General features: G+C 68.6%; 19 protein-coding genes. 2 read left to right on the top strand and 17 right to left on the bottom strand.

All coding sequences use genetic code 11. The features are described from left to right. Positions 1 to 2: 2 nt before the first annotated feature. The 15 genes from rpsG to BIU98_RS13225 form a co-directional block, all read right to left on the bottom strand. Complete coding sequence (gene rpsG, locus BIU98_RS13155; protein ID WP_071276774.1) at positions 3 to 473, bottom strand: 30S ribosomal protein S7; 471 nt, start codon at positions 471 to 473, stop codon at positions 3 to 5. A gap of 4 nt (positions 474 to 477) precedes the next feature. Then, positions 478 to 846, bottom strand: coding sequence for a 30S ribosomal protein S12 (gene rpsL, locus BIU98_RS13160; protein WP_058728453.1), 369 nt, complete (start codon positions 844 to 846; stop codon positions 478 to 480). A 384-nt stretch (positions 847 to 1,230) separates the two neighbouring features. Beyond that, positions 1,231 to 2,490: a hypothetical protein gene (locus BIU98_RS13165; RefSeq protein WP_071276776.1), complete on the bottom strand. Its 1,260-nt coding sequence runs from the start codon at positions 2,488 to 2,490 to the stop codon at positions 1,231 to 1,233. A 63-nt stretch (positions 2,491 to 2,553) separates the two neighbouring features. Further along, a complete protein-coding gene (locus tag BIU98_RS13170) occupies positions 2,554 to 2,976 on the bottom strand; it encodes a DUF6121 family protein (protein WP_071276778.1) in 423 nt (140 codons plus the stop codon). A 126-nt stretch (positions 2,977 to 3,102) separates the two neighbouring features. Beyond that, a complete protein-coding gene (locus BIU98_RS13175) occupies positions 3,103 to 3,831 on the bottom strand; it encodes a type 4a pilus biogenesis protein PilO (RefSeq protein WP_071276780.1) in 729 nt (242 codons plus the stop codon). After that, entirely contained in the window at positions 3,828 to 4,607 is a 780-nt protein-coding gene (locus BIU98_RS13180; protein ID WP_083393238.1) for a hypothetical protein, read from the bottom strand. The genes BIU98_RS13175 and BIU98_RS13180 overlap by 4 nt, the downstream gene beginning before the upstream one ends. Then, entirely contained in the window at positions 4,604 to 5,659 is a 1,056-nt protein-coding gene (pilM, locus tag BIU98_RS13185) for a type IV pilus assembly protein PilM (RefSeq protein ID WP_071276782.1), read from the bottom strand. Before pilM ends, BIU98_RS13180 begins: the two co-directional genes overlap by 4 nt. 23 nt (positions 5,660 to 5,682) lie before the next feature. Continuing rightward, on the bottom strand, positions 5,683 to 6,522 hold the full coding sequence (locus BIU98_RS13190) for an A24 family peptidase (RefSeq protein ID WP_368073045.1): 840 nt from the start codon (positions 6,520 to 6,522) through the stop codon (positions 5,683 to 5,685). Continuing rightward, positions 6,513 to 8,297 carry a hypothetical protein gene (locus BIU98_RS13195; protein ID WP_071276784.1) on the bottom strand — a complete coding sequence of 595 codons (1,785 nt, stop codon included), beginning with the start codon at positions 8,295 to 8,297 and terminating at the stop codon, positions 6,513 to 6,515. The genes BIU98_RS13190 and BIU98_RS13195 overlap by 10 nt, the downstream gene beginning before the upstream one ends. Then, complete coding sequence (locus BIU98_RS13200; RefSeq protein ID WP_071276785.1) at positions 8,294 to 8,989, bottom strand: type II secretion system protein J; 696 nt, start codon at positions 8,987 to 8,989, stop codon at positions 8,294 to 8,296. Before BIU98_RS13200 ends, BIU98_RS13195 begins: the two co-directional genes overlap by 4 nt. Beyond that, positions 8,986 to 10,389 (bottom strand): type II secretion system protein, encoded by a 1,404-nt coding sequence (locus tag BIU98_RS13205; RefSeq protein WP_071276787.1) that lies wholly within the window; start codon positions 10,387 to 10,389, stop codon positions 8,986 to 8,988. Before BIU98_RS13205 ends, BIU98_RS13200 begins: the two co-directional genes overlap by 4 nt. Before the next feature lie 83 nt (positions 10,390 to 10,472). After that, complete coding sequence (locus tag BIU98_RS20070; RefSeq protein ID WP_368073047.1) at positions 10,473 to 10,952, bottom strand: type II secretion system protein; 480 nt, start codon at positions 10,950 to 10,952, stop codon at positions 10,473 to 10,475. 203 nt (positions 10,953 to 11,155) lie between these two features. Then, positions 11,156 to 12,379 (bottom strand): type II secretion system F family protein, encoded by a 1,224-nt coding sequence (locus BIU98_RS13215; RefSeq protein ID WP_083393241.1) that lies wholly within the window; start codon positions 12,377 to 12,379, stop codon positions 11,156 to 11,158. Beyond that, positions 12,379 to 13,929 (bottom strand): type IV pilus twitching motility protein PilT, encoded by a 1,551-nt coding sequence (locus BIU98_RS18590; protein ID WP_083393242.1) that lies wholly within the window; start codon positions 13,927 to 13,929, stop codon positions 12,379 to 12,381. The genes BIU98_RS13215 and BIU98_RS18590 overlap by 1 nt, the downstream gene beginning before the upstream one ends. Positions 13,930 to 13,949: 20 nt before the next feature. Further along, complete coding sequence (locus BIU98_RS13225) at positions 13,950 to 15,614, bottom strand: GspE/PulE family protein (protein ID WP_071276789.1); 1,665 nt, start codon at positions 15,612 to 15,614, stop codon at positions 13,950 to 13,952. 274 nt (positions 15,615 to 15,888) lie between these two features. Between BIU98_RS13225 and BIU98_RS13230 the strand changes: the two genes are divergently transcribed. Next, complete coding sequence (locus BIU98_RS13230) at positions 15,889 to 16,287, top strand: VOC family protein (protein WP_071276791.1); 399 nt, start codon at positions 15,889 to 15,891, stop codon at positions 16,285 to 16,287. A gap of 165 nt (positions 16,288 to 16,452) precedes the next feature. Further along, positions 16,453 to 17,604 carry a hypothetical protein gene (locus BIU98_RS13235; RefSeq protein WP_139200727.1) on the top strand — a complete coding sequence of 384 codons (1,152 nt, stop codon included), beginning with the start codon at positions 16,453 to 16,455 and terminating at the stop codon, positions 17,602 to 17,604. A 170-nt stretch (positions 17,605 to 17,774) separates the two neighbouring features. On the opposite strand, the gene BIU98_RS13240 is transcribed toward BIU98_RS13235, so the two are convergent. Together BIU98_RS13240 and rpoB are read right to left on the bottom strand one after the other, a co-directional pair. After that, the gene (locus tag BIU98_RS13240) at positions 17,775 to 21,656 is read right to left on the bottom strand and encodes a DNA-directed RNA polymerase subunit beta' (RefSeq protein WP_071276795.1); all 3,882 of its coding nucleotides are present in this window, start codon (positions 21,654 to 21,656) and stop codon (positions 17,775 to 17,777) included. Positions 21,657 to 21,703: 47 nt separating this feature from the next. After that, a complete protein-coding gene (rpoB, locus tag BIU98_RS13245) occupies positions 21,704 to 25,195 on the bottom strand; it encodes a DNA-directed RNA polymerase subunit beta (protein WP_071276797.1) in 3,492 nt (1,163 codons plus the stop codon). Between the last annotated feature and the right edge of the window lie 297 nt (positions 25,196 to 25,492).

Genomic DNA, 25,492 nt, shown 5'->3' on the forward strand with positions numbered 1-25,492 from the left:
GACTACCAGCGGTAGTGCGCGAAGGCCTTGTTCGACTCGGCCATCTTGTGGGTGTCCTCGCGACGCTTGACAGCGGCACCGAGGCCGTTGGAGGCGTCGAGGATCTCGTTCATGAGACGCTCGGTCATCGTCTTCTCGCGACGAGCCTTGGCGTACGAGGTCAGCCAGCGGAGCGCCAGCGTGTTCGCACGGTGCGGCTTGACCTCGACCGGGACCTGGTAGGTCGAGCCACCGACGCGGCGGCTGCGGACCTCGAGGGTCGGTCGGACGTTGTCGAGCGCCTTCTTGAGCGTGACGACGGCGTCCTGGCTGTTCTTCGACGAGACACCTTCGAGCGCGTCGTAGACGATGCGCTCGGCGAGGCCCTTCTTGCCGTCGAGGAGGATCTTGTTGACGAGCTGGCTGACGATCGGTGCGCCGTAGACGGGGTCTGCGACGACGGGGCGCTTGGGGGCTGGACCCTTACGAGGCATCTGACTAACCCTTCTTCGCGCCGTAGCGGCTACGCGCCTGCTTACGGTTCTTGACGGCCTGCGTGTCGAGGGCGCCTCGGATGATCTTGTAGCGCACGCCGGGGAGGTCCTTCACACGACCGCCGCGGACGAGCACCATCGAGTGCTCCTGCAGGTTGTGGCCCTCACCCGGGATGTAGGCCGTGACCTCGGTGCCGTTCGAGAGCTTCACACGAGCGACCTTGCGCAGTGCCGAGTTGGGCTTCTTGGGGGTGGTGGTGTAGACGCGGGTGCACACACCACGCTGCTGGGGGTTCGCCTTGAGTGCCGGCGCCTTGGTCTTGACGACCTTGGGCGTACGACCCTTGCGGACCAGCTGCTGAATAGTAGGCAACTGTTCTCCTGGTTCTCGCTCGTGGTTCTCTGGCCGACGCGGTCCGTCGGCATCCTCGCCCACGCAGACGACCGCCGAAGTGGCAGATCGTGGTCCGGGGGCGGACTGTCCGGTCGTGGTCATCGACCAGCCGGACTTTCAGGGCGCGCCCGAGGGCGCACACCCAGATGAGACTACCTGCGTCACCGGGCGAAATCAATCCGGGCGCGTCGCCCTGGAGGCCCGTGGTGTCGGCCGTCGGCGAACGCCGCGACCGTCGGCCGCTCCCGCTGGGCGCGGGGCGCTCCCCGTGGCCGGGCACGTCGACGAGCGGGCGGGTCCCGGAGTGGTGACCACGGCCTCCCGGCCGGGTGTGACCTGGGGTCTCGGCCAGGTGGGACGGCTTCAGGAACCGGTGTCCGACGAACCGTTGCCGATCGCCGAGACGAAGGTCGCACCGGCGTCCGAGAAGCCGGTGACGTAGCCGCTGGCGTTGACGTTGATCGGGCCGGCGGTCGCGGTGCCGGTGCCGGCCGGGCCGGTGAAGGCCGCGGTGAACGTCGCCGAGCCGAAGGACGACGTCGTGACCATCCACCCCTTGGTCAGCCAGCCGTCGACCTGCACGGTGGGACGGGTGTCGAGCGTCCACTTCTGGTTCGTGTAGGTGTTCGCCGGGTTCTCGCCGTAGGCGTAGAAGCTGCACCCGCTCGGTGCCGCCTCGGTCGAGGCGATGCAGGCGTCCACCCAGGCGTCGACGGCGGTCGTGGCGGCCTGCTTGCCGGCTGCCGTGAGCGAGGTGGTCATCGAGACCGGGCTGGAGCTCGTCTCGCCGAACCCGAGGACCCGCGCCGTCGTGGCCTTGGCCGAGAACCACTTGCCGCCGTCCACGGCGACGTCGTACGTGCCGGGGAGCGCTCGCAGCGCGACCGCGCCGGAGGAGTCCGTGCGGGTGCGCTGCCCGGCGATCGCGACGGCCGTCCTCGGCGGCCCCGTCACGGCCACGTCGACCGAGCCGAGGGTCGGCGCACGGAGCTGCCACCTCGGGAAGACACCCCAGTCGGTGCCGACCTGCTCGAGCGTGAACGTCGCGGGGACCCGGCGGCCCGACTGCGTGAGGTAGACGCCCACCGTCGCGGTGTCGCCACTGCGCTCGACGGCGGCGACGCGGTAGCCGGTGACCCGGCCCGACGCCTTGGCGTACGCAGCATCGGTCAGCAGCACGTCGGACTTCGAGTGGCGGATGCCGGCAGCCGACAGGGCGTCGTCGACGTGACCGGTGCTGAGGTCGTCGAGGAAGGCCTCGACCTGGCGCTCCGGTGCGTGTGAGGCGCTGCCGACCGAGTAACCGACCAGGCCGGCGACCGCGAGCAGCACGACCGCCGTTGAGCCGGCGATGATGCCGATGAGCTGGCCGCGGCGGAGGCGCCGGCGGGGGCTGCGGGGGCTGCTGGTGCTGTTGGTGCCGGCGGGGGCGGACACCGCGGGCGGTGCCTCGTGCGTGCCGCTGATGTCGGCGATGCGGGGGACGGAGGTCCAGCCGGTGTCGGGCTGGCGGTTCTCGGCCTGGCGGTTCTCGGCCTGGCCGGTCGCGGGCTGGCGGTTCTCGGCCTGGCCGTTCGGCTGGCCGTTCTCGGCCTGGCCGGCCGCGGTCGGCTGGTCGGTCATGGATCCCCCGTCGTCACTGCCGGTTCGGTCCTCCGGCAGCATCGAGCCTACCGGCGACCGACGTCACTGCGACTGCTTGGGCTGGTGCCGCGCGAGGCTGACCCCGCCGACGACGCAGAGGAGTGCGACGACGACCGAGCTCACGACGAACGGGCCGAGGGCGTACCCGGCGGGGAACACCAGGAGCTCCGTGACGTCGTGACGGATCAGCGCGTAGCCGACCGCGCCGATGCCGAGCATGACGAGGTACGCGGTGGCGGCCGCGACGAGCCCGGTGACGCCGGGGTTGCCGTCGCGGATGCCGAGCGCGGTCGCGAACAGGACGACGACCGCTCCCCCGACGACCATGGCCGGGCCGAGGTACGGGGTCGCGTCGGTCTGGGTGATCACCTCGACGTTCGCGAGCAGGGACTCGAAACCGGTCACGGCGATCACGAGGGCGACGAACAGGACGGACGTCATCGTCGCCACGAGCCATCGGGACATGCAGCGATCGTAGCGTCGAGGGCTCTGGACGTGTGCGGCTCGGTGCGGGCGAGTCCGTCCTGCGCAGGGAGGTGCTGCTGGGCGGCGGCGCTCACGGTCGCCGGTGCGATGGTCGGGCGGGCGGGATCAGCCGTCGGACGCGGGGGCGTCGGTCTGCGTGCCCTGTGCTGCCTTGGCGTCGGCGAGCACGTAGACGTACCCGGAGAGGGTCCATGACGTGGACGGCGCGGACTCGCCCTCGACGCCGTCGTCCTTCTGCGAACCGATGTCGTTCACCAGGAACAGACGGGTGCCGTGCTGCATGCCCTTCGTGAATGCGAGCGCCTGGGCGAAGTCACCCGTGACGTCGATGCTCACCGCGATCGTGGAGAAGTTCGCGGGTGTGATCGAGCTGTTCGTGACGGGCTGTGGCGCCGTGGGGACCGACGGCGATGCCACCGGGGACGGCGTCGCCGACGCGGAAGCCGAGGGCGGTGACGAGGCGGTGCTCGCGGCCGCGGCCTGCGGCGGGGTGTACGCAGCAGCGTTCGAGGTCGTGATGCCCGCCACGGTCACACCGCTGGCGAGTGCGACCTGGTCGATCTCCTTGTAGAACGCCGCTGTGTCCGCAGTCGATGGCACGGACGCCTGAAGGGTCGTGAGGTCGGCCTTCATCGCGTCGAGCTTCTTCGACTGCGTCGCGAGACGGTCGAGTTCGGCCTGGTAGGTGCGGTTCGTCGCCTCGATGTCCTGCTGCTGGGACCGGTTCGCGGCCGCCTGGGCGAGCTGCGGCTGCACTCCGAGCAGGGCGCCGCCGGCCACGATGAGCAGGCCGACGGCCACGGCGATGACGAGTTGCAGTCGGTTCCTGGTCACTTCGTCTCCTCCGAGTACCGGCCGTCGAACGCGCTGTCGTCGATGTGGACCGTCATGTTCACGGTGTAGTGCCGCGTGGTCTCGTCGAGCGTCACGGCATCGACGTTCGCGTCGACGAATCCGGGGAGCCCGTGCACCCGGTCGAGCCAGTCGGGGACCGACGGCAGCGTCGGGCTGTCGGCCTCGAACCCGAGCGTCGCGACGCGGGCGCCTTCGAGCGGCGTCGAGGCCTGTGCGTAGGTCGCGAGCGGTGATGCCGAGTCCACGTCGATGCCGGAGATCGTCACCCCGGTGGGCAGGGAGTCCTGCACCTGCTGGAGGTAGGAGCTCCAGTCGATCTCCGTGGACCCGCCGACCGCCTGCCCTGCCTGGACGAGCCCGGTCCGCGCTTCGGTGTCGCGGACCGCCGAGTACTGCCCCTGCTGCTGCAGGAGCGAGGTGCTCTGGGACTGGGCGAGTCGGAGGTGCTGCTCCGCCGAGACGTTCGTCACGGTCGCCGCACCGACGCCCAGCACGGTCGCCACGCCGACGACGACGACACCGAGCCAGGCGCGCCGAGCGATCGTCCGCTGCCGACGGTCGATGAGGACCTCGGTGGGCAGCAGGTCGACGCGCGGCACGCCGCCGATGACGAGCGCCTTGCCCGCACCACGGCGTTGCTGCTTCGAGCGCTCGCCCTGGTCCTCCACGACCCGGGTGACCGGCATCCGCACACCACGCTGTTTCGGGCGCCGCGTCGACTTCTCGCCGGTCGGCTTCTCCAGGATCTCCGTCATGCGGCTCGTCCTCCCGCTGCCAGGCTCCAGGCCACGGCCATCGCCGGGGCCTTGTCCGCGATGATGCCCGGGTCGATCGACCGTGCGAGCCGTGCCTCGGCGAACGCGTCGCCGTTCGTGGTGGGGACGCCCGTGGACTCGGCGAGGGCCTCGCGGAGCCCGGGCAGCTCCCGCGCGCCGCCGGCGAGGAGGACACGGTCGACGGGCTGGCCGCCGCCCTTGGTGTTGACGAAGTAGTTCAACGTGTTGCGCACACTTGAGATGAGCTCGTGCCCGGCTTCCCGGATGACGGCTGCGGCACGCATGTCGTCCGGGGTCCGCGCGCGGTCCCCCATGCCGATGTAGCGCTTGACGAGCTCCGCTTGTTCGAGCGGGACCTCGAGTCGAGCGGCGATCTGCTTGGTGAGGTCGTCCCCACCCGTCGGGATGATGCGGACGAACTGCGGGATGCCGTCCACCGTCACGACGACGGTGGTCGTGTTCGCAGCCAGTTCGACGAGCGCGACGGAACCCACTGAGCTCGTGGACGGCACGAAGACCCGGCTGAGGGCGAACGGGATGAGGTCGACGCCGACGGGGTTGAGACCGGCGAGCTGCACCGCGCGGACGTTCGCGAGCACCGCGTCCTTGATCGCCGCGACGAGGAGGCCCTGGACGACCGGACGGCCGTCCTCGACCGACTCCGAGATCGGGTAGAAGTCGAGGATCGCATCGCCGACCGGGACGGGGAGGAGGTCCTGCACCTGGAAGGGCAGCGACTCGCGGATGCGGGCCATCGGCGCCTTCGGCACGGTGAGGTCGCGTGACAGGACGCGCTGGTTCCCGACGCCCAGGGCGACGTCCTTCGTCCGGAACCGACCGAGCGACCAGAGCTGCTTGAGCGCACCGGCGACGGTGTTGGGCTCGAGGACCTCACCTCGGCTCGTGGCCCCTTCGGGTACCGCGATCTCGGCGAAGCGCATGATCGAGGTCGCCCCACGGGACCCCGTGGACACCTCGACAGCGCGGATGGACGCACTGCCGATGTCGATGCCGACGATGTTGCTCGCCATGGTGGTCGCCTTTCTCGGGCAGGTCAGGTGAGGCCGATGAGGCCGAGGTACGCGCTCCAGATGCCGTCGCCGGCGAGGATGCCGACCCAGGCGCCCGCGAGCATCCACGGGCCGAACGGGATGCCACTCCCTCGTCTGGCTCGCCGCGCTGCGACGAGCCCGATCGCGAAGATAGCCCCGAGGGCGAAGCCACCGAAAGCTCCCACTGCGAGGGGTCCCCATCCGAGGTACGCGAGGACGAGCCCGAGCACGCCGGCCAGTTTGACGTCCCCCATGCCCATGCCGCCCGGGACGGCGACCGCCAGCGCGAAGTACCCGACCGCGAGCACGAGCATGCCGATGACACCGCGGAGCAGCGCGGACCAGTCGCCGGTGGTCGCCGAGCACACGGCGAGGAGCACCAGGAGCACGACGTACGCGGGGAGGACGATCGCGTCGGGGAGACGGTGCGTGTCGAGGTCGATCAGGGCCAGCGCGACCGTGATCGCCATGAGGTACAGCATCGCCACCAGGGACACCGAGACGGTCGCCACGGACCCGGCCCCGGTCCTGGCGATCACGACGGCCGCCACGACGGCGAAGAGCACCCCGGTCGCCGCTTCGACGAGCGGGTAGCGCGCGGAGATCCGCGACCCGCAGTCGCGGCAGGCGGCACGCAGCACCAGCCAGGACACGACCGGGATGTTGTCGACCCCACGGATCTCGTGGCCGCACGACGGGCAGGCACTCGCAGGACGGACGACCGAGAGGCCGGCGGGCACGCGGTACACGACGACGTTCAGGAAGGACCCGATGAGCAGGCCGAAGACCCCCGCGAGACCGACCAGGACCACGGCGAGCTGCTGGACGGCGGTCACACGCACGCCCCGTCCTTCTTCGCACAGTCGCCGTTCACGGCGTAGGCAGGGGAGACCTCACCGATCGTCGTGACGCCGTACGTGGTCGTCACCGGGTTGAGGAAGCTCGGCGGCGCCGTGTGCTTGAGGCGGGCGTCGTAGCCGTAGGCCTTCTTGTAGCCGTTGCCACCGGAACGCACCACACCACGGAACTTCTGCGCGATCGCGCCGTAGATCGTGAGGGTGCCGCGGTCCCCGCCGAAGGCGTTGTTCTGGACCTGGAAGGTGTGCGCCGCGGAGATGATGGCGGCGTCGATCTCCCGGTCGTAGTCGTCCAGCATCGCCGCCGAACACGTCGACCGTCCGCAGGCGACACTCGAGATCGGGTTCCACACCATCACCGCGTTCGTGGCAGTCAGCCCGAGCATGTCGGACCCGCGGTCGAGGTAGGTGAGGTCGCCGGTCACGTAGAGGTAGTTCTCGGCCGCCACCGTCACCTGACCGTCGAGCACCCCGTGGACGAAGGCGTCACCCGACCGCGACCCGTAGCTGCAGGGGCTGGTGCTGAGCTGGGTCTCACCGCTCCGCGGGTACCCGACGCCGTTCCCGGTGTTGCACGAGTCCCGCAGCGTGGTCGTCGAGGTGGCGTTCGCGTCGTTCGACAGCGGGACGTTCTGGACGTACACCAGGTTGTTCGCCGGGACCGGTACGGTCGCGCCGCCGGCCGAACCGAGCTGACCGGCGCCGGTCCCGACGGCGCCGCACGCCGCCGGTGTCTGGCCCTGGGTCGGATTCGCGGCGTCGGTCTGGGTCTTGACCGACCGCGGGGACTTCACCGTCATGCTGCCGTTGGGGTTGAAGGTGATGTCGGTCGGGCCGGTGTACATGCACCCCGGCTGCCGCGTCGATGCCGTGCCGGTGTTGTACTGCGTCGCCGCCTTCTGCTGCGCGTTCGTCGAGGGCATCCCGATCGTCGACGTGAAGGACGGCTGCGTCACCCCGGCCGGGAAGGTCTGGCCGCCACAGCTCGCACCGGTCGAGTCCGTCCGGGTGTACCGGAGCCCTGACGTGGGGTTCGACGTGGAGGGCTGCTTGGTGAAGGTCGCCTGGCAGATGCGCATCGTGTCGTTCGAGTGCGCCGGACCGTCGATCGAGTCTCCGCCGTCGAAGGCGATCTCACCGCAGAGGTTCGTCCTGGAGGTCGGACGCCCCTCCCAGGCGTGCTTGACGCAGGTCCCGGTGTCGGCGTTGGTCAGCACCGGGTCCTGGATCTCGTAGTCGGTGAAGTACAGGAAGTCGATGAAGCCCTGCTGACGGATGCTCGCCGTCACCGACCGGACGGCCGAGCCGACCTTGCCGGTCGCCCGGACCCGGATCACGCCGGTGTCGTAGTACTTGGATGCATCCACCTCGTAGCGGTAGGCGGACCGACCGTCACCCCCCGGCACGGCTGCCCACGTGCCGGCGGTCCCCGTCCCGAAGGCGGCGTTCGTGGCCCCGCCCGTCGGCAGGACCAGCGCGGAGCTCGTCGACGAGAACGGCGCGGCGGGGTTGCCGTACTTCGTGTAGCCGGTGTCGTTCGACAGCCGGGCCTCGTAGTCCTCGACACCGGCGTACGCGGCACTCAGCGCAGCGTTCCAGTCCGAGTCGGACGACGACTTCTTGATGCCGGCGACGGCGACCGTCGTGGCGGTGGCGATCATGAACACGACCACCGTGCCGAAGATGATGGCGATGGCGAGGGCCATGCCGCGGTCGTCCCGCAGGGCGTCGAGGTGCAGCAGCCGTCGGAGTCGGATCATGTCGGGTCCCCCGTGGGTTCGAGCAGGTTCGGCAGCCCCACGGTGTTCTGCAGGGTGATGCCGTTCCGGAGGGCGCTCGCGGTCGACGAGACGCGGATGGAGATCTGCACGAACGCGACCCGGTCCGCCTGGGCGGCTGAGAGCACCCCGGTCGCCGGGTCCGGCGTCAGGGCGTCCTTCTTGATGTCGAGGTACTGGAACACCTGCACACCCGACGCCGCGGGCACCTCGATCGAGGTCGCGATGGTCTGCGTCCTCCCGGCACCGCCGAACGACCAGTACGCGTTGTCGGTCGTCGTGCCGGCGACGATCGTCTCGGTCAGCGCCCCTGCCGGGGTCAGGGCGAACGTGACCTGCTGCGGCACCGACACGCGCCCGGTCGACACCAGCGTGGTGAAGGAGAGGCTCTTGCCACCCGCGGCGATGAACGCCGGGCTGTCGTTGAGGCCGACGCGGGCGTTGTCCGCCGCGCCCCTGACCATCTTGACCATCTCGTTCATGGCGGTGGACGCGACGCGGCTGTTCTGGTCGCGTGCCGCGGCGAAGGTCGTCGCGCGGGTGATCGAGTAGAACGTGCCGCCGACGATCGCCAACAGGACCGCGAAGAGCGAGATCGCGACCAGCAGCTCGACCAGGGTCAGCCCGGCGTCCTGCCGGAGGCGTCCGGCGATGCGGTCCCTGATGGCGATCACGGGGCGGTCCTCGGGTCGAGGGTGACCGAACCGGCGTTCAGGATGACGCCGATGATGCCCTTCGCCGTGCGGTTCACCGGGATCGAGAGCGAGCTCTGCTGACTCGTGATCGTCCACGTGCCGTACGGCAGGGCCACGGTCACGTCCACGGTGCCGCTCGAGCCGGTGGCGGTCCGGGAGAACGCGAGCGTCTGCCCGATCTTGCACCCGGGGTCATCGCCCGCCGCCGCGGCCGTCCTCGCCGTGAGGATCGTGTCCGACTTGTTGATCGTCAGGGTGACCAGGCCCATGGTGACGGTGCCGGCCAACTGGTCCTTCGACACCGCCGGGGTGGGCGTCTTGCCCGTCCGACCGTCGGCCGCACTGGGCCACATCGTCGGGTCCGTGGAGAGGCAGCTGTTCGGGTTGACCGAGCCGTCCGCCTTCGTGACGTTGGAGTCGTAGGGCCCTGGGTAGACGACGTAGCCGGACGGGATGGGGCTGAGGTACTGGGTGGACGGCGTGCCGGTGGCCTTGTAGGTGCCGTAGGTGCTGACGAACGAGGTCGTGAGGTTCGTGGGGAGCAGCGGGGACGACCCGTTGCTGCCGTAGGTCATCGCGACGGCGATGGCCGGGTCGTAGTTGAACGCGGCGCCGCTGGACTGCCCCTCCCGCACGACGACCGTCTTCGTCGGCGCGGCTGCCTGGTCCTGGTCGCGGTACTGCGCTCCGCCGGGGCCGGCGAGCGTCACGGTGTACGTGCCGGGGGTCACCTTGATCGCGACGGTGCACCCGTCGCTGTTCGTCAGGTCGGGTGTCGTCGCCAGCGGGGCTGCCTTGTTCCCGGGCACCACCGAGGTCGGCGCGGGGACGATGGCAGCCGCGATGCCTGCGATGCCGCCCGACCCCGTGATCGACTGCACCTGGACGAGGATCGTCCCGAGCGTCGGGTCGTTGATCTTCGTGGACGGTGAGAAGACCGTCTCCTGCACGACCGGCGCCGCCGACCCCATGCCCGGCCAGGTGACCTTGATGTGCACGTTGAGGAAGAGCAGCTGCGCGGTGCCGCCCGTGGCCGAGGCGGTGCACCGGTTGGTCGTGCCGTCCGTGTACTGCCAGTCGAGCGTGCGCTTGACCGTGTACGTCCGGCCGTCGACCGGCACCGGGTCGGAACGACCGCCCATGCCGGTGATGTTGTCCTGGGCCTCGATGCGCGCGGCGTCGATCGCGCTCGCCGCGAGGTTCGTCGCCTGTGCGCGGGCCGAGTTGTCCGACGTGACGCGCATGACCGACGCGATGCCGACGAGCGCGCCGGTGATGATCATCCCGAAGACGGTGATGGCGACGATGACCTCGACGAGGGTGAAGCCGGAGTCATCCGAGTCCAGTCGTCGCCGTGCGGCGTGTGCGATGCGGATCATGCTTCACCTCGTTCCTGGTCAGGACGGCGGAAGGGGAGCCAGACGTGCTGGCTCCCCTCCATCCGGTTGTTCGACTGCTCGGACTACTTGGCCGCGGTGAAGAGGCCGGTGTCGGCGCAGGTGCCGGCCTTGGCACCAGCGGTCTCGGTGGCGGCGAACGTCTTGTCCGTCGTGCTCGTCCCCTGGACGCAGAAGTTCTTGCCGTCCGCGCTCTTGGTGAACTTCATCGACTTCTCAGAGTCCGACCAGGTGACACCGGCGTCGGCCCAGGTCTGGCCGCCGGTGACGGCCGCCTTCGTGATGTCGGCCGAGCTGGCGAGCGTGGCCGCCGCCGGCAGCGTGTTGCTGTTCTGCGTGGAGATGCTCACCACGGCGGTCTTGAAGTTGGAGACGTCGTTCTGGACGCCCGAGTCCTTCGCGTTGTTCTGCACGCCGAGGTACACCGGGATGGCGATCGCGGCGAGGATGCCGATGATGATCACCACGACCAGGAGCTCGATGAGGGTGAAGCCCTTGTCGTTGTTCTCGACGAGGCCGTTGCGGCGAGCGTTCAGCTTGCCCATGAGAGCGGAGTACATGTGCTCTTTCCATTCTTTCGAAATGTGACGGTAAATGGTGTCGGGGGCTGTGCTCTGCCGCCAGGTAGAAGCGTATTGACGGTGGTTTCCCGGCATAATCCCGAGAACGGGGGGTGACCGGGCAAGAAAATGCCCCCAGTAGCGGGGGCATTCGTCTTCGGCGGACCCCCGTGCGGGGGCGTGCAGCGTCAGTGGATGAGCGACGTGATCTTGAAGATCGGCAGGTAGAGCGCGACGATCATGCCGCCGACCACGACGCCGAGGAACGCGATGAGCAGCGGCTCGATGAGCGAGGTCAAGGCCTCGGTCGTGGATTCCACTTCATTGTCGTAGAACACCGCGATCTTTTCGAGCATCACTTCGAGGGAACCCGCGTCCTCACCGACGGCGACCATCTGTGAAACCATTTCCGGGAACACTTTCTCCTGGGCGAGCGGTCCTGCGATCGACTCACCTTTCCGCACCGATTCCGCAACGCGCTCCAACGCCCGCTGGACGACGAAGTTGTTCGAGACCTCGCCGACGATCTGCAATGCCTGGAGGATGGGGACACCGGCACCGATCATGTTCGAGAAATTGCGAGCGAACCTCGCGATGACGATCTTCCGGTTGAGCTGTCCGAACACCGGCAGCCGGAGCTTCACCGGGTCGACGAACGCCCGCACGCGGTCGGTGTTCTTGTTCGCGCGCCACCAGAATGAGAAGGCGACCACCGCGACGAGCAGCACCGGTCCCACGTAGGTCATGGCGTGCGACATGTAGACGAGCATCAACGTGGGCAGCGGGAGCTGACCGCCGAGACCGGAGAACATCTTCTGGAAGATCGGCACGATGAACACGAGCATGACGACGACCGCGACGAGCGACATCACCAGGACGACCACGGGGTAGGTCATCGCCGACTTGATCGTCGACCGGAGCTTGTGCTCCTTCTCGAAGTTCGTCGCGATGGAGTCCATGGCCTGGTCCAGGAAGCCTCCGGCCTCACCCGCCCGGATCATGTTGATCATGATCGGCGGGAAGTCGACCGGGTACTTCGCGACCGCGTCGGACAGCGAGACGCCGCGTTCGACGTCGTCACGGACCTTGCCGAGGATGTCCTGGAGCTTCTTGTTCTCGGTCTGGTCGGCCAGGATCGTCAGCGCCCGGAGCAGCGACAGCCCCGACGACAGCATGGTCGACGCCTGGCGCGCCATGATCGCGAGGTCCTTGAGTCCGACGCCCTTCTCGAACCCCGGGATCTTGATCTCGGTCTGCAGCCCGGTGCCGGCCTTGGCCTCGCTGATGTCGATCGGCGAGACGCCCATGCCGCGCAACCGTGCGACGACGGCACCTTCAGACGCGGCGTCGAGCCGCCCCTTGACGAGCTTGCCGGCGCCGTCCCGCCCGCGGTAGTCGAATGCGAGTGACATCAGTGGCCTCCGGAGAACTTGTCGCCGAAGTCGATCTCGCTCGCGGCGATGGCCGCGGCGGACGAGTCGGACGGGGACTCGACGCGCTGGACGAGCCGGTCGAAGCCCTCGTGGTCGTGGACCTTCTCCATCGCCGCGGTGCGGGTGACGGTGCCGACGTTGACGAGCTCGGCGAGGTCCTGGTCCATCGTGTGCATGCCCGCGTCACGCCCGGCCTGCATGGCCGAGGTGATCTGGTACGTCTTGCCCTCGCGCACCAGGTTCGCGATGGCGGGGGTGGTCTTCATGATCTCCGTGGCGACGACGCGACCGGAGCCGTTGGCCTTCGGCACGAGGGTCTGGCAGACGACGCCCTCGAGCGTCGAAGCCAGCTGCGTCCGGATCTGCCCCTGCTGGTGTGGCGGGAAGACGTCGATGATGCGGTCGATCGTGCCGGGGGCGCTCTGGGTGTGCAGGGTCGCGAACACCAGGTGCCCGGTCTCGGCCGCGGTCAGGGCGACGGAGATCGTCTCGAGGTCGCGGAGCTCGCCGATCAGGATCACGTCGGGGTCCTGGCGCAGGACGTGCTTCAGGGCGGCGGCGAACGAGCGGGTGTCCGCACCGACCTCGCGCTGGTTGATGATCGCCTTCTTGTGGTCGTGCATGAACTCGATCGGGTCCTCGACCGTCACGATGTGGTCGGCACGGGTCTCGTTGACCAGGTCGATGAGCGCGGCGAGGGTCGTCGACTTGCCGGAGCCGGTCGGGCCGGTGACGAGCACCAGACCGCGGGGCAGCTTCGCGAACTCCGACACGTGCGCCGGGATGCCGAGCTGCTTGAGGGTCTTGATCTTCGTCGGGATGATGCGGAAGGCGGCGCCCCAGTTGCCGCGCTGCTGGTAGTAGTTCACACGGAAGCGGTACTCCGGCGACAGCGAGTAGGCGAAGTCGAGTTCCTGCTGCTCGTCGAACTGGGCGGCCTGCTCGGGCGACAGCAGCGTCTTGAGGGCCGCCACCACCTTGTTCCGCGCCCAGGGACCGCCGGGCACCGCCGGGCGGAGGGAGCCGTCGACGCGCACCGTGGGTGCGGCGTCGGCGGTCAGGTGGAGGTCCGAGGCGCCCTGGTAGACGACCTGCGCGAGCGCGGTCAGCAGGTCGGGGTCGGCGACCTCGCGCGCGTGGTGGGTGAAGTGGATCTCCGACGCGTCCGAGCTGGGCAGCACCGTCGTCACGGGAGCCGCAGCCGGGGTGGGGAGCGTTGCGTCGGGGTAGCCGTAGCTCGCGGTCGACGGTGGGACCGCGGCCGGCGGGGTCGCCGGGGCGGCGTGCGGCTGCGCCACCGGCACGGCCACCGGCGATCCGGACGGCGCAGGCCATCCGCCGACGTCGTCGCCGAGGTCGTACACGGGGACGACGGGCACGGGCTCGGGCGGGGCCACGGTCGGCTGGGCACCGGTCTGGGCCAACCGGGCAGCGCGACGCGACCCGATCTCGTGCCCCGGGCGGCCGGGGTGCCAGCCGGCGACGGGCTCGTCGCCGGCGGTCGTGATGTCGTATACCGAGTCGCTCATCGTGATCGTCCTCTGCCTCGCTACGCGACCACGCGCAGGATCTCGTCGATGCTCGTCATGCCGAGCTTGACCTTCTCCCACCCGTCCTGCCGGAGGGTGAGCATGCCCTGGTCCTGCGCGACGCGGCTGATCTCGGCGCTCGAGGCCCGGGCGACTGCGAGCCGCTCGATCTCCTCGGACACGGTCATGACCTCGTGCAGGGCGATGCGGCCGCGGTACCCGGTGTTCGAGCACACGGCGCAGCCGACCGGGGCGAAGAACGCGGGGACGTCCTGTCCGTGGATGAACCCGAGGGCGCGGAGCTGCTCGGGCTCGTAGACCGCAGGCGCCTTGCACCGGTCGCAGAGCTTGCGCGCGAGACGCTGGGCGACGACGCAGTCGAGCGCGGAGCCGACGAGGAAGGGCTCGATGTCCATCTCGGTCAGGCGGGTGACGGCCGAGGGGGCGTCGTTCGTGTGGAGCGTGGAGAGCACGAGGTGACCGGTGAGCGAGGCCTCGATGGCGATCTGGGCGGTCTCGTGGTCGCGGATCTCACCGAGGAGCACCACGTCGGGGTCGGAGCGGAGGATGCTGCGCAGCGCGGACGCGAACGTCAGACCGGCCTTCGGGTTGACCTGCACCTGGTTGATGCCGGCCATCCGGTACTCGACCGGGTCCTCGACCGTGATGACGTTGATCTCCGGTCGGGCGACCGCGTTCAGGGTCGTGTACAGCGTGGTCGACTTGCCCGACCCGGTGGGGCCGGTGACCAGGATCATCCCGTACGGCTTGGAGTAGGAGCGCTGGTACGCGGCGGCGTTCCGGTCGAGCAGGTTGAGGTCCTTGAGCGTCAGCGACGTGTTCGTGTTGTCGAGGATGCGCATGACGACCTTCTCGCCCCACACGGTCGGCAGCGTCGCGACGCGGAGGTCGATCTGCCGACCACCGTGGCGCACGGACATGCGGCCGTCCTGCGGCTTGCGCCGTTCGGCGATGTCGATGTCGCTCATGATCTTGAGGCGGCTGATCACGCCGTTCTGGATGTTCTTCGGCGCCGGCGCCATCTCGTGCAGCACGCCGTCGATGCGGTAGCGGACCCGGACCTCGTGCTCGCCGGGCTCGATGTGGATGTCCGAGGCGTGGTCCTGGATCGCCTGCGAGACGAGCAGGTTCACGAAGCGGACGATCGGGACGTCGTCGAGCGACCCGTCGGCGAGGTCGACCTGCTGTTCGGTGGTCCGACCGGCCTCTTCCTCGAGCGAGGAGGTCAGGTCGTTCAGCTCGTCGTCGGCGCGCAGGTAGCGGTCGAAAGCGGCTGTGAGGTCGCGCTCGTCCACCTGCAGCGGCCGGATCGTCCGGCCGGAGGCAGCACGGGCGTCGTCGATCGCCAGCACGTTCGACGGGTTCACCATCGCCAGCACCAGGGTCTCGCCCTCGAACCCGACGCCGAGCACACCGTGGCGCCGGCAGAGCGCCGCCGGCAGCATCGACACCGCGGTGCCGTCGACGGGGTAGTCGGTGAGGGGCACCGTCTTCGAGTTGTTCGACGCGGCTCGCGCGGTGATGAACTGTGCCTCGCTCACCACGCCCTGCGTGACCAGGGAGCGGATGGAGCGTTCGTCGATGTCCTCGTCGCCGGTCAGGGCGTCGAGGTGCTCGATCGGGAGAGCGCCGTTCAGGATCAGGATCTCGGAGAGCGTCGCCATGGGTCTCGGAGCCTCCTCGGAGTCGCGCGCAAGCGGGTGGGGTCGAAGCGCCGACCAGGGGGCTCGGCGCTCGTCAACGCTACGTCCGGCGCCGGTCGGTGCCGCAGTCCCAGAATGAGGGGGCGAGGGCCTCCACGTGCACCCAGAACAGGGGTGCGTGGACAGTTCTGCCCGTCAGGGCACCTGTGGAGGAGACACCTGCCGCTCGGGACCGGTGCGGCCGCAGCGCGCGGATCCCCTCGACGCGGGAAGCGCCCAGAGGACATGATGAGTCATGGAGATCACGAGCGTGACCGTGGGGCTGCCCGTCACCGACCTCGAGGCGTCCTGCCTCTGGTACGGCGCCGTGTTCGAACGGGTCGACCCCGACCTCGAGCCCGCCGAGGGCGTCGCGGAGTACGAGATCGGTGGGATCTGGATCCAGCTGGTCGAGGACCCGGGCGCCGAGGAGAACGCCGTCCTCGTGCGCTTCGGCGTCGACGACGTGGCCGCACAGCACCGCAGGATCGCGGCGCTGGGCATCGACGTCGGCCCGGTCGACCACGTGGAGGGGGCCGTCGACTGGTTCGACGTGCGCGACCCCGACGGCAACGTGCTCAGCCTGTACTCCCTCGCGGACGAGACGGGCCACGGCCACGGGGGTCAGGACAGCGACGCCGGTCGCTCGGTCTAGCGGTACGCCCCAGGACGGACTGGAGGCGCGGTGCGGGCCCGCACCGCGCCTCCAGTCCGTCTGTCGTTCCTCCACAGGACGGTCTCGTTCCGCGCTGCAGCATGGTTGTGAACAGTTGGTTTCCGCGCTGGACGCTCGGCGGCCGGTCCTGCCAGCATGGCCGCCATGCAGAACACACGGATTCCACATCTGAAAGGTCGGCTCATCGGCGGCATGGCGCTCGTCGCGGCCGTGGCACTCGGAGCCGTCGGGGTGGCAGCCCCGGCGCACGCGGCCGCGTTCACCGCTCGGGTCGCAGCGATCGCGCACAACGCCGGTGACGTGACCATCGCCGGCACCGGGGACCCGGGCGACCTCGTCTCGGTCACGCCGTCGGACGGCGCGCCCGTCGACGCCAGGGTCGCGACGGACGGGTCCTGGCAGACCACTGCCCACGTCGACGGCTTCGGTGCGCACACGTTCCACGTCGCGGACTCCATCGGCTCCCCCACGGCGGACCTGCGCGCGACGACCCACCGCGTGAGCTTCACCACGATCGGCGTGCTGCGCGACAACTGGCGCCGGGCGCTCCGGGTGACGGGCGCAGGACTCGAACCGAACGCGCGGATCGAGCTCGCGGTCGACGGGAACCGCGTCGGCACGACCACCACGGACCGCGACGGCGCTTTCGCCCACCGGGTCACGGGCGTGCCGTTCGGGGAGCACACCGTCACCACGACCGAGCACTTCGACGGCGCCGAGCAGCTGCGGGTGAACTCCTCGGCGAAGCTCGAGCCGTTCCCACTCGTCGACGCCGTGTCCGTCGACCCGATCGGCAGGACCGTGCACGTGGAAGGCCGCGGCCCCGCCGGCACCGAGATGCGCTTCGTCGACGAGTCCGACGCGCCGTGGGCGCTGGCCTCGGGCGAGGACTGGATCACGAACGCCGACGGCACCTGGAGCGCCGACCTCGCCTGGCCCGCTGCCGGCACCCGCTTCATGGGGATCGTCGCCCAGGTGTTCGACGCCGGCCGACTGGTCGGTTCGACCACCACCGGTGCCACGATCCCGTTCCCGGTGACCGCCGCTGTGGCCTCGTACACACCGAAGCGGCTCGTCCTCACCGGCACCGCCGAACCCGGCGCGCGCCTGTCCTTCACGGACGCGGACGGCACCCCGGTGACGGACGCTGACGGCAACCGCGTGGAGCCCGCCGTCCCCGGCAGCTCCTCGTGGCGCGTGACCCTCGACCCGCGGCGGATGGCTGGCGGATCCGTGACGGTCTCGGCGACGGGCGACGACGGCCCCCTCGGCAGCGCCACGGTGACGTACCGCTGACCCACGCGGCCTGCACCGCGGCAGGACGTGGTGCACCCCGCGACAGGACGGAGCACGCCCGGCAGCAGGACGCGACACGACGCAGGAAGGGCCCCGCATCCAGGTGGATGCGGGGCCCTTCCGTCAGACCGATCGACTCAGTCGGCTGGTGTCCAGCCGGCTGCGCGTGCTCAGTTGTAGGTGCCCGGCGTGAAGTCGTCCGACGAGAAGCTGTCGAAGTCGACGAAGCTCAGGTCGGCGTCCGAGAACGACGAGTCGTCGGCGAAGATGCGGTTGGGGTACCGCTCTGCCTTCGCCTCTTCCGTCGCGTTCACGTCCACGTCGCGGTACCGGCTGAGACCCGTCCCCGCGGGGATGAGCTTGCCGATGATGACGTTCTCCTTGAGGCCGACGAGGTGGTCCTGCTTGCCCTCCATGGCCGCCTGCGTGAGCACGCGGGTGGTCTCCTGGAAGGACGCAGCGGACAGCCACGACTCGGTCGCGAGGGACGCCTTCGTGATGCCCATGACCTCCTGGCGAGCCGAGGCGGTCTTGCGACCCTCCTGCAGCGCCGCACGGTTGATCGCGTTGTAGCGCGACCGGTCGACGAGCTCACCCGGCAGCAGGTCCGTGTCGGCGTGGTCGACGACCGTCACCTTGCGGAGCATCTGCCGGACGATGACCTCGATGTGCTTGTCATGGATCGGCACACCCTGCGAGCCGTAGACGTCCTGCACACCGTTGACCAGGTGCTTCTGGACCTCTCGGACACCCTTGACCCGGAGGACTTCCTTCGGGTCGACGGTGCCGGCGATGAACTGCTCGCCGAGCTCGACGTGCTGGTTGTCCTCGATGAGGAGCGTCGCACGCTTGAGCACCGGGTAGATGAACGGCTCGTCACCGTTGTCCGGCGTCAGGATGATCCGACGGCCCTTGTCCGTGTCCTCGACGACGACGCGGCCGGGGGCCTCGGCGATCGGGGACGCGCCCTTGGGGGTACGAGCCTCGAAGAGCTCGGTGACACGGGGCAGACCCTGGGTGATGTCGTCGGCCGAGGCCGAACCACCCGTGTGGAAGGTACGCATCGTCAGCTGGGTACCGGGCTCACCGATGGACTGGGCGGCGATGATGCCGACCGCCTCGCCGATGTCGACGAGGTTGCCCGTGGCGAGCGACCGGCCGTAGCACTGCGCGCAGACACCGACGGCCGACTCGCAGGTCAGGACCGAGCGCACCTTGATGCTCTCGACACCGGCAGCGAGCAGCGTGTCCAGGAGGACGTCACCGACGTCCTCGCCACCCTCGGCGACGACCGTGCCCGACGCGTCCGACGCCGCGGTGGCGAGGGTGCGGGAGTACACGGTGTTCTCGACGCGCGGGTCGCGGACCAGCTTGCCGTCGGCGTCCACGGTCGCGATCGGCAGCTCGAGGCCACGCGTCGTGCCGCAGTCGTCCTCGCGGATGATGACGTCCTGCGAGACGTCCACGAGACGACGGGTGAGGTACCCGGAGTCCGCGGTACGCAGCGCGGTGTCGGCAAGACCCTTGCGAGCACCGTGGGTGGCGATGAAGTACTCCGCCACGGTCAGGCCCTCGCGGTACGAGTTGATGATCGGGCGGGCGATGATCTCGCCCTTCGGGTTGTTCACCAGACCACGCATACCGGCGATGTTGCGGACCTGCAGCCAGTTGCCTCGGGCGCCGGAGGACACCATGCGGTTGATCGTGTTGTCGATGGGGAAGTTGTCCCGCATCTCCTGTGCGATCTCGTTGGTGGCCTCGGTCCAGATCTTGATCAGGTCGGCGCGACGCTCGGAGTCGGTGATCAGACCCTTGTCGAACTCACCCTGGACCTTGGCGGCCTGGATCTCGTAGCCCGCGATGATCTCCTTCTTGCGAGGAGGCGTCACGACGTCCGACAGAGCGACGGTCACACCGGAGCGCGTGCCCCAGTAGAAGCCAGCGTCCTTGATCCGGTCCAGCGCAGCGGCCGTCTCGGTCTTGGAGTAGCGCTCGGCGAGGTCGTTGACGATCGCGGAGAGCGTGCCCTTGTCGGTGACCTTCTGGACGAACGGGTAGTCCGCCGGCAGGGTCTCGTTGAACAGCGCGCGACCGAGGGTGGTCTCGAGCAGGATCGGCTGACCCACCTCGTAGCCCTCGGGTGCTTCACCCTCGGCGAAGTGGACACCCGACATGCGGATCTTCACGGTCGCGTTGAGGTGCAGCGTGTTCTGGTCCTTCGCCATGATCGCCTCGGCGACCGAGGAGAACGAACGGCCCTCACCGACGGCGCCCTCGCGGACGGTCGTCAGGTGGTGCAGACCGATGATCATGTCCTGCGCGGGCAGAGTGACCGGACGGCCGTCCGACGGCTTGAGGATGTTGTTCGAGGCGAGCATCAGGATGCGTGCCTCGGCCTGGGCCTCGACCGACAGCGGCAGGTGCACCGCCATCTGGTCACCGTCGAAGTCCGCGTTGAACGCGGCACACACGAGCGGGTGGAGCTGGATGGCCTTGCCCTCGACGAGCTGCGGCTCGAACGCCTGGATGCCCAGACGGTGCAGCGTCGGCGCACGGTTCAGCAGGACGGGGCGCTCGCGGATGATCTCCTCGAGCACGTCCCACACCTGCGGACGCGAACGCTCGACCATGCGCTTGGCCGACTTGATGTTCTGCGCGTGGGACAGGTCGATCAGGCGCTTGATGACGAACGGCTTGAACAGCTCGAGCGCCATCTGCTTGGGCAGACCGCACTGGTGCAGCTTGAGCTGCGGGCCGACGATGATGACCGAACGGCCCGAGTAGTCGACGCGCTTGCCGAGCAGGTTCTGACGGAAACGACCCTGCTTGCCCTTGAGCATGTCGCTCAGGGACTTCAGGGCGCGGTTGCCGGTACCCGTGACCGGACGTCCACGACGACCGTTGTCGAACAGCGCGTCGACCGCTTCCTGCAGCATGCGCTTCTCGTTGTTCACGATGATCTCGGGGGCACCGAGGTCGAGCAGGCGGCGGAGACGGTTGTTGCGGTTGATCACACGACGGTAGAGGTCGTTGAGGTCCGACGTGGCGAACCGGCCACCGTCGAGCTGCACCATCGGGCGGAGCTCCGGCGGGATGACCGGCACGACGCCGAGCACCATCGCTGCCGGCGAGTTGCCGGTGGCGAGGAAGGAGCTGACGACGCGCAGACGCTTGATCGCACGGATCTTCTTCTGGCCCTTGCCCTCGGCGATCTGCAGACGCAGCGCCTCGGCCTCGGCGGTCAGGTCGAAGGCCTCGAGCCGCAGCTTGATCGCCTCGGCGCCCATGTAGGCGTCGAAGTAGATCCCGAAGCGGTCCTGCAGCTCGTGGAAGACGGCGTCCTCGGGCTTGAGGTCGCCCACCTTGAGGTTGCGGAAGTCCTCCCACACACGCTCGAGACGGGTGATGTCCTCGTCGAAGGACTTGCGGACCTGGGCCATCTCCTTCTCGGCGGTGTCCTTGGTCCGGCGCTTGATGTCGGCCTTGGCGCCCTCTTCCTCGAGCGCTGCGAGGTCGTCCTCGAGCTTCTTGAGGCGGTCGGCGATGATCGAGTCGCGCTGGTTCTCGAGGTTCTTGATCTCGAGGCGCATCTCGTTCTCGAGACCCGGCATGTCAGCGTGCCGGCCCTCTTCGTCGATGCTGATGATCATGTACGCGGCGAAGTAGATGACCTTCTCGAGGTCCTTCGGCGCCATGTCCAGCAGGTAGCCCAAGCGCGACGGGACGCCCTTGAAGTACCAGATGTGCGTGACGGGTGCGGCGAGCTCGATGTGGCCCATGCGCTCACGACGGACCGAGGACTTGGTGACCTCGACGCCGCAGCGCTCGCAGACGATGCCCTTGAACCGGACTCGCTTGTACTTGCCGCAGGCGCACTCCCAGTCGCGGGAAGGACCGAAGATCTGTTCGCCGAACAGACCGTCCTTCTCGGGCTTCAGGGTGCGGTAGTTGATGGTCTCCGGCTTCTTGACCTCGCCGTACGACCACTGGCGGATGTCCTCGGCCGTGGCGAGGCCGATCCGCAGTGCGTCAAAGGAAGTTGCTTCGAGCAATGTTCTTCTCTCTTGCTGAATTCGAAACGTTGTCGGGCGGGGCGGGATCAGATGTCGTCGACGGAGGACGACTCGAACCGCGAGGAGATGTTGATGCCGAGCTCTTCAGCGGCACGGAAGACCTCGTCGTCCGTGTCGCGGAGGCTGACCGCCTGGCCGTCGGCCGAGAGGACCTCGACGTTCAGGCAGAGCGACTGCATCTCCTTCATGAGGACCTTGAAGCTCTCCGGGATGCCGGGCTCCTGGATGTTCTCGCCCTTGACGATCGCCTCGTAGACCTTCACGCGGCCGAGGATGTCGTCGGACTTGATCGTCAGGAGCTCCTGGAGGGCGTAGGCCGCGCCGTACGCCTCGAGCGCCCACACCTCCATCTCGCCGAAACGCTGTCCACCGAACTGCGCCTTACCACCCAGCGGCTGCTGCGTGATCATCGAGTACGGACCGGTCGAACGGGCGTGGATCTTGTCGTCGACCAGGTGGTGGAGCTTCAGGATGTACATGTAGCCGACCGACACGGGCTCCGGGAACGGCTCGCCGGAGCGGCCGTCGAAGAGCTGGGCCTTGCCGGAGGAGCCGATCAGGCGTTCGCCGTCACGGTTCGGGAGCGTCGAGTCGAGGAGGCCCTCGATCTCGCGCTCGTAGGCGCCGTCGAACACCGGGGTGGCGACCTTGGTGCCGGGCTCGGCGCTGTGTGCGGCCTCGGGGAGAGCCGAAGCCCACTCCTGGATGCCGTCGACCTTCCAGCCCTGCTTCGCGAGCCACCCGAGGTGGATCTCGAGCACCTGGCCGAAGTTCATGCGGCCGGGGACGCCGAGCGGGTTCAGCACGATGTCGACCGGGGTGCCGTCCGCCAGGAACGGCATGTCCTCGACCGGCAGGATCGTCGAGATGACGCCCTTGTTGCCGTGACGACCGGCGAGCTTGTCACCCGCGGTGATCTTGCGCTTCTGAGCGATGTAGACGACCACGCGCTGGTTGACGCCCGAGCCGAGCTCGTCGTCGCCGTCCTGCGAGTCGAACACCTTGACGCCGATGATCGTGCCCTCTTCACCGTGGGGCACCTTCAGCGAGGTGTCGCGCACCTCGCGCGACTTCTCGTTGAAGATCGCGCGGAGCAGGCGCTCCTCGGCGGAGAGCTCGGTCTCGCCCTTCGGCGTGACCTTGCCGACCAGGATGTCGCCGGGGCGGACCTCGGCACCGATGCGGATGATGCCGCGCTCGTCGAGGTCGGCCAGGAGGTCCGGGCTGACGTTCGGCAGGTCGCGGGTGATCTCTTCCTTGCCGAGCTTGGTGTCGCGGGCGTCGACCTCGTACTCCTCGATGTGGATCGAGGAGAGCGTGTCGTCCTTCACGAGGTTCTGCGACAGGATCATCGCGTCCTCGTAGTTGTAGCCCTCCCACGGCATGAACGCGACGAGGAGGTTCTTGCCGAGCGCGAGCTCGCCGTTCTCCGTCGCGGGGCCGTCGGCGATGACCTCGCCCTGCTCCACACGCTCACCGGCGCTGACGATCACGCGGTGGTTGTAGCTGGTGCCCTGGTTCGAGCGGTCGAACTTGCGCAGGTAGAACGACTGCGTGCCACCGTCGTCGAGCTGCAGGGTCACGGCGTCGGCCGAGACCTCGGAGACGACACCGGCCTTGTCGGCGATGATGACGTCGCCGGCGTCGATGGCGGTGTAGCCCTCCATGCCGGTGCCGACGAGCGGCGACTCGGAGCGGAGGAGCGGCACGGCCTGGCGCTGCATGTTCGCACCCATGAGCGCGCGGTTCGCGTCGTCGTGCTCGAGGAACGGGATGAGCGACGTCGCGACCGACACCATCTGGCGCGGGGAGACGTCCATGTAGTCGACCTCGCCGCGGCCGACGAGCTCGACCTCGCCGCCCTTCTTGCGGACGAGCACCTTGTCGTCGGCGAAGTGGAAGTCGGTCGTCAGCGGGGCGTTGGCCTGCGCGACGACGAACTCGTCCTCTTCCGAAGCGGTCAGGTAGTCGATGGTCTTCGTGACCTCGCCGTCGACGACGCGACGGTACGGGGTCTCGATGAAGCCGAACGAGTTGATCCGACCGAAGGACGCGAGCGAGCCGATCAGGCCGATGTTCGGGCCTTCCGGGGTCTCGATCGGGCACATGCGGCCGTAGTGCGACGGGTGGACGTCACGGACCTCGACGCCGGCACGCTCACGGGACAGACCACCCGGGCCGAGGGCCGACAGACGCCGCTTGTGCGTCAGGCCCGCGAGCGGGTTGTTCTGGTCCATGAACTGCGACAGCTGCGAGGTGCCGAAGAACTCCTTGATCGCGGCGACGACGGGGCGCACGTTGATCAGGGTCTGCGGGGTGATGGCCTCGATGTCCTGCGTGGTCATGCGCTCGCGGACGACGCGCTCCATGCGGGACAGACCCGTGCGGACCTGGTTCTGGATGAGCTCGCCGACGGCGCGGATGCGACGGTTGCCGAAGTGGTCGATGTCGTCCACGTCGAGGCGCAGCTGCACCGGCTCGCCGTCGCGGACGCCGTCGAGGTTCGTCTTCTCGGCGTGCAGCGAGACCAGGTACTTGATCGTGCGGACGATGTCCTGCACGGTCAGGACCGAGTCGCTCAGCTGCGCGTCGATGCCGAGCTTGCGGTTGAGCTTGTAGCGGCCCACCTTCGCCAGGTCGTAACGCTTGGAGTTGAAGTAGAAGTTGTCGAGGAGCGCACGCGCGGCCTCGGCAGCGACCTGCTCGCCGGGGCGCAGCTTGCGGTAGATGTCCTTGAGCGCCTCTTCCTTCGTGAGGATGGCGTCCTTCTCGAGGGTCGACTCGATCGAGGCGAAGCCCTGGAACTCCTCGAGGATCTCCTCGCTCGTCATGCCGAGCGCCTTGAGGAAGACCGTGACCGACTGCTTGCGCTTGCGGTCGATGCGCACGCCCACCTGGTCGCGCTTGTCGATCTCGAACTCGAGCCAGGCACCGCGGGACGGGATGACGCGAGCGGAGTAGATGTCCTTGTCGGACGTCTTCTCCTGCTGGCGCTCGAAGTACACGCCCGGCGAGCGGACGAGCTGCGAGACGACGACGCGCTCGGTGCCGTTGATGATGAACGTGCCGCGCTCGGTCATGAGCGGGAAGTCGCCCATGAAGACCGTCTGCGTCTTGATCTCACCGGTCATGTGGTTCATGAACTCGGCGTTGACGTACAGCGGGGCCGCGTAGGTCTTGCCGCGTTCCTTGCAGTCGTCGATCGAGTACTTCGGGTCCTCGAGCTCCGGGGACGTGAACGAGAGCTGCATCGTCTCGCCGAGGTCCTCGATCGGGGAGATCTCCTCGAAGATCTCCTCGAGACCGGAGTGCAGCGCGAGGTCGGTACGACCCTGCTCCTGCCCCTCGGCCAGTCGGGCCTTCCAGACGTCGTTGCCGACGAGCCAGTCGAAGCTCTCCGTCTGGAGAGCGAGCAGATCAGGAACCGTGAGGGTGTCCGTGATCTTGGCGAACGAGAGTCGCGAGTGGTTGCGACCGTTCTTGGGGGTGTTGGTGGATGCGTTGAGCGCAGCAGCCAAGGGTTTGACCTCCGGTTGGCCCCGTCGGGCCGATACTGACGGGCAGCATGTAGGTGAGTGGATTGAACGCCGACGACCCCACGAGAACACGCGGTCATGCACCATCCGAGTGAAGGCGTTGCATGTGCGATGATCTGGGTGAGCGGGACCTGCCGACATGTGCGGGTCCGGCTGCACCAGGCGGAGTCCTTCGAGGACTTTCGGTCGACCGCAATATGACGACGCGGATGCCAGGGAGCGCGAACAGTCATCATATGCAGTGGTCACACGTGCTGTCCAGTCCTGGCTTGACCAAGA

This window comes from Curtobacterium sp. MMLR14_010, assembly GCF_001865015.1.
Classification (GTDB): domain Bacteria; phylum Actinomycetota; class Actinomycetes; order Actinomycetales; family Microbacteriaceae; genus Curtobacterium.

Excerpts from the sequence above, each read along its gene's own strand:
- rpsG (WP_071276774.1), bottom strand. The coding sequence starts at position 473 with ATGCCTCGTAAGGGTCCAGCCCCCAAGCGCCCCGTCGTCGCAGACCCC.
- BIU98_RS13165 (WP_071276776.1), bottom strand. The coding sequence starts at position 2,490 with ATGACCGACCAGCCGACCGCGGCCGGCCAGGCCGAGAACGGCCAGCCG.
- BIU98_RS13170 (WP_071276778.1), bottom strand. The coding sequence starts at position 2,976 with ATGTCCCGATGGCTCGTGGCGACGATGACGTCCGTCCTGTTCGTCGCC.
- BIU98_RS13180 (WP_083393238.1), bottom strand. The coding sequence starts at position 4,607 with ATGACGGAGATCCTGGAGAAGCCGACCGGCGAGAAGTCGACGCGGCGC.
- pilM (WP_071276782.1), bottom strand. The coding sequence starts at position 5,659 with ATGGCGAGCAACATCGTCGGCATCGACATCGGCAGTGCGTCCATCCGC.
- BIU98_RS13195 (WP_071276784.1), bottom strand. The coding sequence starts at position 8,297 with ATGATCCGACTCCGACGGCTGCTGCACCTCGACGCCCTGCGGGACGAC.
- BIU98_RS13205 (WP_071276787.1), bottom strand. The coding sequence starts at position 10,389 with ATGATCCGCATCGCACACGCCGCACGGCGACGACTGGACTCGGATGAC.
- BIU98_RS20070 (WP_368073047.1), bottom strand. The coding sequence starts at position 10,952 with ATGGGCAAGCTGAACGCTCGCCGCAACGGCCTCGTCGAGAACAACGAC.
- BIU98_RS13215 (WP_083393241.1), bottom strand. The coding sequence starts at position 12,379 with ATGTCACTCGCATTCGACTACCGCGGGCGGGACGGCGCCGGCAAGCTC.
- BIU98_RS18590 (WP_083393242.1), bottom strand. The coding sequence starts at position 13,929 with ATGAGCGACTCGGTATACGACATCACGACCGCCGGCGACGAGCCCGTC.
- BIU98_RS13225 (WP_071276789.1), bottom strand. The coding sequence starts at position 15,614 with ATGGCGACGCTCTCCGAGATCCTGATCCTGAACGGCGCTCTCCCGATC.
- BIU98_RS13230 (WP_071276791.1), top strand. The coding sequence starts at position 15,889 with ATGGAGATCACGAGCGTGACCGTGGGGCTGCCCGTCACCGACCTCGAG.
- BIU98_RS13235 (WP_139200727.1), top strand. The coding sequence starts at position 16,453 with ATGCAGAACACACGGATTCCACATCTGAAAGGTCGGCTCATCGGCGGC.